This window comes from Ramlibacter sp. (assembly GCF_028292805.1).
GTDB lineage: Bacteria > Pseudomonadota > Gammaproteobacteria > Burkholderiales > Burkholderiaceae_C > Ramlibacter.
This window is the reverse complement of sequence record NZ_JAQGLS010000026.1, coordinates 1-7,896: the sequence shown is the minus strand read 5'-3', so window position 1 is coordinate 7,896 and position 7,896 is coordinate 1. Positions and strand designations below refer to the sequence as shown.

The window sequence follows — 7,896 nt, the reverse complement described above, 5'->3', positions numbered from 1 at the left end:
GGGCGCGGTCGGCACCGGCACCGGCGGGGCCACGGCGGCCTTGGCGGCGCCACCGCCGGCCAGCGCGCCGATCACGTCACCCTTGGTCACGCGGCCGTCGCGGCCGGTGCCGGCCACGGAGCCGGCCGCGACGTTGTTGTCGGCCATCATCTTCTGGGCGGCCGGCATCGCGATGTCGGACTTGGAACCGCCCGCGGCCGGTGCCGCCGAAGCGGATGCGGCGGCCTTGGCCGCGGCCGGCGCGGCGGCGGCAGCGGCAGCCTTGCCTTCGGTGTCGATCCGGGCGATCGGCTGGTCGGCCATCACCGTGCCGCCGTCGGCAACGAGGATCTCGGCCATCACGCCGGCAGCCGGCGCCGGCACTTCGAGCACCACCTTGTCGGTCTCGATCTCGATCAGGATTTCGTCCAGCGCCACGGCTTCGCCGGGCTTTTTCTTCCACTGCAACAGGGTCGCTTCGGCAACGGACTCGGACAGTTGCGGGACCTTGACTTCAACGATGGCCATTTGTGTTTTTCCTGTAGGTTGTCATGCCGGGTTCGGCCCGGCATCCAGCCCGGCACCAGCGCCGCCGTGGATCCCGGGTCGAGCCCGGGATGACACGGTTCATTATTTCGTGAGGACGAAGCCCTTGAGCTTGGCGAAGGCGGCGTCGACCAGCGCCTTTTGCTGCTCGGCGTGCAGGTGCGAGTAGCCCACCGCCGGCGACGCCGAGGCCGCGCGGCCGGCGTAACCGAGCTTCTGGCCGTCCAGCATGTTCTCGTGGATGTTGTGCTGGATGAAGAACCAGGCGCCCTGGTTCTGCGGCTCGTCCTGGCACCACACGATGTCGGCCACGTTCGGGTACTTCTTGAGTTCCGCGGCGAAGGCCTTGTGCGGGAACGGGTAGAGCTGCTCGACGCGGATGATGGCGGCGTCGTCCAAGCCCTTTTCCTCGCGCTTCTTGGCCAGGTCGTAGTAGACCTTGCCCGAGCAGACCACCAGGCGTTTGACCTTCTCGGCCTTCAGCTCGCGCGAGTCCGGGATCACCGTCTGGAAGCCGCCCTTGGTGAACTCGGACAGCGGCGAGGTCGCGTCCTTGTTGCGCAGCAGCGACTTGGGCGTCATGATGATCAGCGGCTTGCGCAGCGGGCGCACCATCTGGCGGCGCAGCACGTGGAAGATCTGGCTGGCCGTGGTCGGCTGCACCACCTGCATGTTCATGTCGGCCGACAGCTGCATGAAGCGCTCCAGCCGCGCCGAGCTGTGCTCCGGGCCCTGGCCTTCGTAGCCGTGCGGCAGCAGCAGCGTGATGCCGTTGACGCGGCCCCACTTGACTTCGCCCGAGGCGATGAACTGGTCGATCACCACCTGGGCGCCGTTGGCGAAGTCGCCGAACTGCGCTTCCCAGATCACGAAGGTGTTGGGGTCGTTGGAGGCGTAGCCGTACTCGAATCCCAGCACCGCCTCTTCCGACAGGATCGAGTCGATGCAGACGAACGGCGCCTGGTTCTCGGCCACGTTCTGCAGCGGCACGAAGGTGCCTTCGTCCCAGCGCTCGCGGCTCTGGTCGTGCAGCACGGCGTGCCGGTGCGTGAACGTCCCGCGGCCGACGTCCTCGCCCGACAGCCGGACCGGGTAGCCGCTGGCCACCAGCGAGGCGAAGGCCATGTGCTCGCCCATGCCCCAGTCGACGTTGGCTTCGCCGCGACCCATGGTGGCGCGGTCTTCCAGCACCTTCTTGACCAGTGGGTGGACGGTGAAGCTGTCGGGGACGGTGGTGATGCGTTCGGCCAGCCGCTTCCACTCGGCCAGCGGGATCGCCGTCTCGCCGGCGTCGGTCCACTTCTTGCCCAGGAACGGGCTCCAGTCGACGGCGTACTTGCTCTTGAAGTTGGTCAACACCGGGTCGACCGTGTGCTTGCCGGCATCCATGGCGGCGCGGTAGGCCTTGACCATGTCGTCGCCGAGCGTCTCGCCCATGCCCTGGGCCGACAGCTTGTCGGCGTACAGGCGGCGGGTGCCGGGGTGCTGGGCGATCTTCTTGTACATCAGCGGCTGGGTCAGCGAGGGCGTGTCCTGCTCGTTGTGGCCCAGCTTGCGAAAGCAGATGATGTCGACCACCACGTCCTTGGCGAACTCCATCCGGTACTCGAGCGCCAGCTGGGTGGCCAGCGCCACCGCTTCCGGATCGTCGCCGTTCACGTGCAGCACCGGCGCCTCGATCATCTTGACGACGTCGGTGCAGTACAGCGTGGAACGGGCGTCGCGCGGGTCGGAGGTGGTGAAGCCGATCTGGTTGTTGATGACGATGTGCACCGTGCCGCCCGTGAAGTAGCCACGGGTTTCGGCCAGCGCCAGCGTCTCCATCACCACGCCCTGGCCGGCGAAGGCGGCGTCGCCGTGCACCTGGACCGGCAGCACCTGCTTGCCTTGCGGGTCGGCGCGGCGGTCCATCCGGGCCCGCACCGAGCCTTCGACCACCGGGTTGACGATTTCCAGGTGCGAGGGGTTGAAGGCGAGCGACAGGTGAACCGGGCCGCCGGGCGTGCTGACGTCCGAGCTGAAGCCCTGGTGGTACTTGACGTCGCCGGACGGCAGGTCTTCGGGAGCGGTGTGGTCGAACTCGGCGAACAGGTCCTTGGGCATCTTGCCCAGGGTGTTGACCAGCACGTTCAGGCGGCCGCGGTGGGCCATGCCGATCACGATTTCCTGCACGCCCTTGGCGCCGGCCAGCTGGATCAGTTCGTCCATGGCGACGATGAAGCTTTCGCCGCCTTCCAGCGAGAAGCGCTTCTGGCCCACGTACTTGGTGTGCAGAAAGCGCTCCAGGCCCTCGGCCGCGGTCACGCGGTCGAGGATGTGCTTCTTGCGCTCGCCGTTGAAGCTGGGCTTGCTGCGGATCGCCTCGAGCTTTTGCTGCCACCAGCGCTTGCGCGTCTGGTCGGTGATGTACATGTACTCGGCGCCGATGGTGCCGCAGTAGGTTTCGCGCAGCGCGTTCATCAGCTCGCGCAAGGACATGCTGTCCTTGCCGAAGAAGGTGTTGCTGGTGTTGAACACCGCTTCCTGGTCGGCGTCGGTGAAGCCGTAGAAGGAGGGATCGAGCTCGGGGATCTTCTCGCGCTCGGTCCGCTTGAGCGGGTCGAGGTCGGCCCAGCGGGCGCCGACATTGCGGTAGGCGGCGATCAGCTGCTGGACGGCGGTGCGCTTGCGGCCCAGCTCCGAATCGGCGCCACCGGCGACGACGACCCGGGTGCCGCCCTGCTTGGCGCGCTCGGCGAAGGCGTTGACCACCGGCAGGTGGGGCACGTCCTTGGCGTCGCTGCCGTCGGCGGCGGGAACATTCTGAAGGGCGTCGAAGTAATCGCGCCAGACGTCGGACACGCTGCCCGGGTTGGCGAGATAGTTTTCGTACATCTCCTCGACATACGGCGCGTTGCCGCCGAAGAGATAGGAGTTGCCTTGGTAGGCCGTGTAGACGGTACCGTCACTCATGCTGTGCGCTACTTTCCGCCCCCCTGCAGGGAGCTAGAGCTGGTGGAAAACCTTCCGCGACACGGCTGAACCGGATGGCGGATGCGACTGTGGCTGGGAAGGCCCTTTGTCTGCTTGCGCGCAAATTGTGCCACGTTCCGTGGCACGTCGCGGCGCCAGCAGACACGGCCCTCCCCCGCGGAAGGCCGATCTGGGCAACCCCCACTCGCCGGGCCTCTGCCCGAGTGGAGAGGCGCATCTCACCGGCCAACGAGATCCTTGATCTGCTGCAGTGCGGTTGGGTCTTCGATGGTGGTGAGGTCGCCGGCGTCGCGGCCTTCGCACAGCGCCTGGATTGCCCGGCGCAGCATCTTGCCGCTGCGCGTCTTGGGCAGCAGGGTCACGAAATGCACCCGCACTGGCCGGGCCACGGCGCCGAGCTGGTCGTCCACCACCTTCATGATGGCGCCCTCCAGCTTCAGCCGGGCCGCGTCGTCGACCAGGGCCGAGGCGTCCCTGGCCACCACGAAGGCCATCGCCACCTGCCCTTTGAGCGGGTCGGCTACGCCGACCACCGCCACCTCCGCCACGTTCGGGTGGCTGGAGATGCCTTCCTCGATCTCGCGCGTGCCCAGCCGGTGCCCGGCCACGTTGATCACGTCGTCGGTGCGGCCCAGGATGTAGTAGTAGCCGTCCGCGTCGCGGATGCCCCAGTCGAAGGTGCTGTAGACCTGCCGGCCGGGGATGCTGGACCAATAGGTGGAAACGAAGCGCTCGTCATCGTTCCAGATCGTCTGCATGAAGCCGGGTGGCGTCGGGCCCTCGATCACGACCACGCCCTTCTGGCCGGGCTCGGTGAGTTCCTCGCCGGTGCTTTCGTGGACGATCTTCACGTCCCAGCCGTACACGGGCACGCCCGGGCTGCCGAACTTGCTGGCCGTGCGCTCCACGCCGTTGGCGACGGTCAGGATCGGCCAGCCGCTTTCTGTCTGCCAGTAGTTGTCGATGATGGGCACGCCCAGGCCGTCGCTGATCCAGCGCGCGGTCGGCTCGTCCAGCGGCTCGCCGGCCAGGAACAGCGCCTTCAGGCTGGCCAGGTCGTATTGCTTGAGGAAGGCCGGGTCCTGCTTCTTGAGCACGCGCACCGCCGTCGGCGCGCTGAACATCGCCGTCACCTTGTACTTCTCGACCAGGCTCCACCAGATGCCGGCGTCGGGCCGCACCGGCAGGCCCTCGTACATGAGGGTCGCCATGCCGGCGATCAGCGGGCCGTAGACGATGTAGCTGTGGCCCACCACCCAGCCGATGTCGCTGGTGGAAAAATAGGTCCCGCCCGGCTCGCCCAGGAAGATGTGCTTCATGCTCGCCGCCAGCGCCACCGCGTAGCCGCCGACGTCGCGCTGCACGCCCTTGGGCCGGCCGGTGGTGCCGCTGGTGTAGATCGTATAGCTGATGTCGGTGGCATCCAGCCAGGTGCAAGGCACGTCCGTGCGGGCATGGCGCTCGGCCAGCGCCGCCCAGTGGTGGTCGCGCCCGGCCACCTGCTCCATGGGCGCCAGCCCGCGGTCCACCAGCAGCACGGCCTGCGGCTTGTGCGCGGACAGGCGGATCGCCTCGTCCAGCAGCGGCTTGTACGCCAGCACCTTGCCGGCCCGCGAGCCGGCGTCGGCGCTGACCACCAGCGACGGGGTGAAGTCTTCGATGCGCGACGCCAGCGACACCGAGGCGAAGCCGCCGAACACCACGGAGTGGATGGCGCCGATGCGGGCGCAGGCCAGCATGGCGAACGCCGCCTCGGCCACCATCGGCATGTAGATCAGCACGCGGCTGCCCTTGCCCGCCCCCAGCGACTGCAGCACCGCGGCCGTCTTCTGCACCTCGTGGTGCAGTTCGCGGAAGGTGTAGCTGCGCTCGATCCCGGTCTCGGTCGAAACGTAGATCAGCGCCGGCTGGTCCGGCCGCTCCTTCAGGTGCCGGTCGACCGCGTTGTGGCACAGGTTGGTGGTGCCGCCGGCGAACCAGTGCACGAACGGCGGCCGGCTGGCGTCGCAGATTTGCCGCGGTGCCGTCTGCCAGTCGATCAGCCCGGCCTGTTCGGCCCAGAAGCCCTCGCGGTCGTCCAGCGAACGGCGGTAGAACTGCGCGTACTCCATGCCTTGGTCTCCCCGGCCCGGCGGCCAGCTCTCATGCCCTCATTTGACCAGTGCCAGCACTTCCTTGAACCGGGGATGATCCGCATGGCGCAGCCACTCGAAAGCCACCATTTCCGTGGTCACCAGTTCGGCGCCGGCGCTGGCCAGCCGGTCGAAGGCGGCGTCGCGGTTGCGCTCGGTGCGCGCGCCGCAGGCGTCCGTCACCACCCAGACGTCGAGTTCCTCCTCCAGCAGGCCCAGCGCCGTCTGCAGCAGGCAGACATGGGCCTCGCAACCGGCCAGCACCAGCGTCTCGCGGCCGACATCGGGTGTCGGCACGGCCTTTTGCAGGTGGCGCGGCAGGCTGCGGGCGTTGCCGCCCTGCTGCGGCCTTGCCGGCGGCCGCAGTCGCGGCAGCAGCGTCTCGGCGCCGTCGAAGCTGGTCTTGGCAAGCACCCGGCCGGCCACCAGCGGCTGCAGGGCCTGCACCGTGACGCCCAGGTCGGCGGGGCTTTGCTCGGTGGCCCACAGCGGCACCTGCAGCAGGGCGGCGATGCGGGCCAGTCGCACGGCATTGGCCAGCACGGCCTGCGCTTCGTGGATCTCGGGCATCAGGCGTTGCTGGTAATCGACCAGCACCAATTGGCATTCTTCGGCTTGCAGCAGCATGGGGATTCCTTTGGGGGGATTATTCCAGTGCCGGTAGGAAGGCGACTTATCGCCGCGTCCGGCCGGGCGGTACACTCCGCACGCACCCCATGTCGAGCCACGCCGTCACCGAAATCCGACCCATCCGCCTGCTGTGCGTTGAGGACAACCCGGACGACGTCGAGCTGATGGGCATTGCCCTGGAGCGGGCCGACCCAGTGCGCAGCTACGAGCTGCACCGCGTCGACAACGCCGCCAGCTTCGTCGATGCCCTGGCCGGCGACTACGACGTCATCCTGTGCGACTTCAACCTGCCGCGCTTTTCGCCTTACGCGGCGCTGCAGATCCTGGTCAACCGCCGCAGCAACATCCCGCTGATCGTCCTGACCCGCGCCATCGGCGAGGAAGCCGCCGTCCACGTCCTGCGCTGCGGGGCCAAGGACTACCTGACCAAGGACAAGCTTGGCACCCTGCCCCAGATCATCGGCCGGGTGCTGGAGGAGCGACGCCGGGCGCAGGAAAAGGAGCGGCTGGACGACGAGCTGCAGTCCGCCTACGCCCGCCTCAAGGAGCTGTCGGCCCGGTTCGTGCTGGCGCAGGAGCGGGAACGCTCGCTGATCTCGCGCGAGCTGCACGACCAGCTCGGGCAGACGCTGACGGCGGTGGTGATCCACCTGCACGCCGCCGAGCGCGCGCCCGGCCCGCAGGCGGCGCGCAAGCACCACGACACAGCGGCCGAACTGGCCAACGGCGCGCTGCAGCAGCTCAAGACGCTGTCGTTCTCGCTGCGCCCGGCGCAGCTGGACTTGCTGGGGCTGGTGCCGGCCGTGCAATCGGCCATGCAGCGCATCGCCGAACCCGCCGGGCTGGAGTGGGAAGTGACCACACGCGGCAAGGAACCCGCGACTCTGGAGGAGAATGCGGCAGTCGCCGTCCGGCTGGTGCAGGAAGCGCTGACCAACACGGTCCGGCATGCGCGGGCCTCGAAAGTGCGGGTGCGCCTGCATTTCTTGTCCGGCAACCGCATCAGCATGCTGATGCTGGACGACGGCGAGGGATTCGACAAGGCCGCCGTGCTCGATGGCCAGCAAAGCGAACGCAACATCGGCCTGTACGGCATGATCGAGCGCACCGAACTGGCTGGCGGGCGACTGCACATCCGCACCCGCGCCGGGCGCGGAGTGGCGATCCGCGCGCAGTTATGAGGGGACTTCTCCAATGATCCAGAACACACAGACAACCACACCGATCCGGGTCGTGCTCGCCGACGACCACGACCTGGTGCGCTCCGGCATCAAGGCCCTGCTTTCCACCGTCGACGGCGTCAAGGTAATTGCCGAGGCGCGCAACGGCAACGAACTGATGGCCCTGCTCGAGTCGGTCCAGCCCGACGTCGTGATGACCGACATCTCCATGCCCGGCATGGACGGCATAACCGCCATCTCCGAGATCCACGCGAAGCACCCCGAAGTGCGGCTGCTCGTGCTGTCGATGTACGACACGGTCGATTTCGTCAAGCGCGCCGTTGCCAACGGCGCCTGCGGCTACCTGATGAAGGACGCCCCGCCCTTCGAGTTGGAACAGGCGATCAAGAGCGTCATGGCCACCGGCAGCTACTTCAGCCCGGCCATTGCCCAGCGGTTGCTGCAGCCGTCCGAGC

At 68.0% G+C, this 7,896-nt stretch carries 6 protein-coding genes; 2 read left to right on the top strand and 4 right to left on the bottom strand.

Features of this window, described 5'->3' with window-relative positions; translation table 11 throughout:
- The 4 genes from JWP65_RS01350 to JWP65_RS01335 form a co-directional block, all read right to left on the bottom strand.
- Positions 1-507, bottom strand: a 507-nt coding sequence (locus JWP65_RS01350; RefSeq protein ID WP_299759616.1) for a biotin/lipoyl-containing protein, incomplete at its 3' end; no start/stop codon positions are given.
- A gap of 102 nt (positions 508-609) precedes the next feature.
- Complete coding sequence (locus JWP65_RS01345) at positions 610-3,477, bottom strand: 2-oxoglutarate dehydrogenase E1 component (RefSeq protein ID WP_299759614.1); 2,868 nt, start codon at positions 3,475-3,477, stop codon at positions 610-612.
- Positions 3,478-3,716: 239 nt separating this feature from the next.
- Positions 3,717-5,609 (bottom strand): propionate--CoA ligase, encoded by a 1,893-nt coding sequence (locus tag JWP65_RS01340; protein WP_299759612.1) that lies wholly within the window; start codon positions 5,607-5,609, stop codon positions 3,717-3,719.
- 39 nt (positions 5,610-5,648) lie between these two features.
- Positions 5,649-6,257, bottom strand: coding sequence for an isochorismatase family protein (locus JWP65_RS01335; protein ID WP_299759610.1), 609 nt, complete (start codon positions 6,255-6,257; stop codon positions 5,649-5,651).
- Positions 6,258-6,346: 89 nt separating this feature from the next.
- Here JWP65_RS01335 and JWP65_RS01330 point away from each other — a divergent pair, with 89 nt between their 5' ends.
- Together JWP65_RS01330 and JWP65_RS01325 are read left to right on the top strand one after the other, a co-directional pair.
- Positions 6,347-7,441, top strand: coding sequence for a histidine kinase (locus JWP65_RS01330; protein WP_299759608.1), 1,095 nt, complete (start codon positions 6,347-6,349; stop codon positions 7,439-7,441).
- 13 nt (positions 7,442-7,454) lie between these two features.
- On the top strand, positions 7,455-7,896 hold a 442-nt coding region (locus tag JWP65_RS01325; RefSeq protein WP_299759606.1), incomplete at its 3' end, for a response regulator transcription factor.

Bases quoted from the DNA above. Each gene is read 5' to 3' on its own strand.
- JWP65_RS01345 (WP_299759614.1), bottom strand. From the start codon at position 3,477: ATGAGTGACGGTACCGTCTACACGGCCTACCAAGGCAACTCCTATCTC.
- JWP65_RS01340 (WP_299759612.1), bottom strand. From the start codon at position 5,609: ATGGAGTACGCGCAGTTCTACCGCCGTTCGCTGGACGACCGCGAGGGC.
- JWP65_RS01335 (WP_299759610.1), bottom strand. From the start codon at position 6,257: ATGCTGCTGCAAGCCGAAGAATGCCAATTGGTGCTGGTCGATTACCAG.
- JWP65_RS01330 (WP_299759608.1), top strand. From the start codon at position 6,347: ATGTCGAGCCACGCCGTCACCGAAATCCGACCCATCCGCCTGCTGTGC.